Source organism: Microbacterium sp. zg.Y909, from assembly GCF_024626565.1.
In genome coordinates this window covers 1-1,753 of the sequence record NZ_JANJFJ010000609.1, presented here as the reverse complement: position 1 = coordinate 1,753, position 1,753 = coordinate 1, and the positions used below count along the sequence as shown (strand labels likewise).

Annotated in this window: 2 protein-coding genes and 1 pseudogene; 1 reads left to right on the top strand and 2 read right to left on the bottom strand. The window is 71.9% G+C overall.

Going from position 1 to position 1,753, the window contains the following annotated elements:
- Window positions 1-780 (top strand): annotated as a pseudogene (locus tag NQ160_RS23385) (NADP-specific glutamate dehydrogenase); the annotation flags it as partial.
- 250 nt (window positions 781-1,030) lie between these two features.
- Here the strand turns inward: NQ160_RS23385 and NQ160_RS23380 are convergent.
- Together NQ160_RS23380 and NQ160_RS23375 are read right to left on the bottom strand one after the other, a co-directional pair.
- The gene (locus NQ160_RS23380; protein WP_257514896.1) at window positions 1,031-1,216 is read right to left on the bottom strand and encodes a DUF1918 domain-containing protein; all 186 of its coding nucleotides are present in this window, start codon (window positions 1,214-1,216) and stop codon (window positions 1,031-1,033) included.
- Between the two features lie 61 nt (window positions 1,217-1,277).
- Window positions 1,278-1,753 (bottom strand): TRCF domain-containing protein (locus NQ160_RS23375; RefSeq protein ID WP_306854119.1); only part of this gene is annotated, 476 nt, incomplete at its 5' end.

Here is a 1,753-nt window from a genome sequence, read left to right as displayed (position 1 = left end):
CGTCACGAGTCCGGCATGTTCACCGGCAAGGGCGTGCAGTGGGGTGGCGCCGAGGTGCGCACCGAGGCCACCGGCTACGGCGCGGTGTTCTTCGCGCAGGAGATGCTGGGCGTTCACGGTGACTCACTGCACGGCAAGCGCGTCGCCGTCTCGGGCTCGGGCAACGTGGCCGTCTACGCGATCGACAAGGCATACCAGCTGGGCGCGACGCCGGTGACGGCCTCGGATTCGTCCGGGTATGTCGTCGACGATGCCGGCATCGACCTGGTGCTGCTGCGCCAGGTGAAGGAGGTCGACCGCGAGCGCATCTCGGCGTACGCGGACCGGCGCCCCAGCGCCCGCTTCATCGAGGGCAAGCGACCGTGGGAGGTGCCGGTGGACATCGCCATCCCCTCGGCGACGCAGAACGAGCTCGACGAGGGCGACGCTGCCATGCTCATCGCCAACGGCGTGCGTGCCGTGGCCGAAGGCGCGAACATGCCGTCGACGCCGGGCGCGGTCGCCGCCTTCCAGCGGGCCGGGGTGCTGTTCGGGCCGGGCAAGGCCGCGAACGCCGGGGGTGTCGCAACGTCGGCACTGGAGATGAGCCAGAATGCCTCGCGCCAGCGCTGGAGCTTCGCCGACAGCGAGCGCAAGCTGCAGACGATCATGAAGGGCGTGCACGACTCCGCCTTCGCCGCCGCCGAGCGCTACGGGCACCCGGGCGACTACGTGGTCGGCGCGAACTCCGCCGGTTTCGAGCGGGTCGCCCACGCGATGCTCGCCCAGGGCGTCATCTGACGCGAGTGAGTGTCCACGCCGCCGCAAGCGGCCCTCTCCGAGCGCCTCAAAGGCACAGACGCGGCCACTGAACCCACGCCGGGCGCCGAGGCACCACCCGCCGGGCTCCGGTCGTCACAAAGGGCGCCCGAAACCCCGCACAAGGGGCCGCACGCGACCACCGACGCCGGCGCCTCTCCTCGCGCGCCGACGCGCCCCCGCTCACACGGCGATGGTTGCCGCGCGCTGAATACTCACTCGGCGGATCCCGTCACTCGACGTGCGTGATCTCGCAGTCCGAGCCGGGAGACAGAATGCCCTCGTGGCCGTCGTCGAATGTGACCGTGAGCAACGGGGACGCCGGGTCGCCGGTCACCTCGGTCACGATGCCTTCACGCTCCGGCGCGCCCACGGTACGACCGTGGATGCGGATGCGATCCCCCACTGCGGCTTTCATCGTCGGCCACCTCCGCCGCCCACCGTACGACGCCCCGGCCGCGGGCGCGAGGGGGTGCGTGTCAGCCGGCCGCCTTCTCCGGCACCGCGGGCGCCGGAAGCGGGAAGAACTGATCCAGCAGCTGCGAGACCCACGCGATGAGATCCCGATCGGCCAGCGCCTCGCCGCCGGCGGTCGGCAGCGGCACGACCATCGCGTCTCCCCCGGCGAGCAGCTTGCCCTTCGGGTACAGCCGCTGCAGGCGCACGCGCAGCGAGTCGGGCAGATGCGCGGGCGCGACGCGCAGGTTCGGACCCATCGCCACGACGTCGGTGAGCCCGGACTGGGCGGCCCGGCGCCGCAGGCGCGCGACGGCGAACAGCCCCTCCGTCTCGGGCGGCAGGTCGCCGTACCTGTCGGTCAGCTCCTCTATGACGAGATCGATCGCGTCGTCCTTGGCGGTGGCGGATGCCGCGGCCGACAGCTTCTGGTACGCCTCGAGGCGCAGCCGCTCGCTGTCGATGTAGGACTCCGGGATGCGGGCCTGCACCGGCAGCT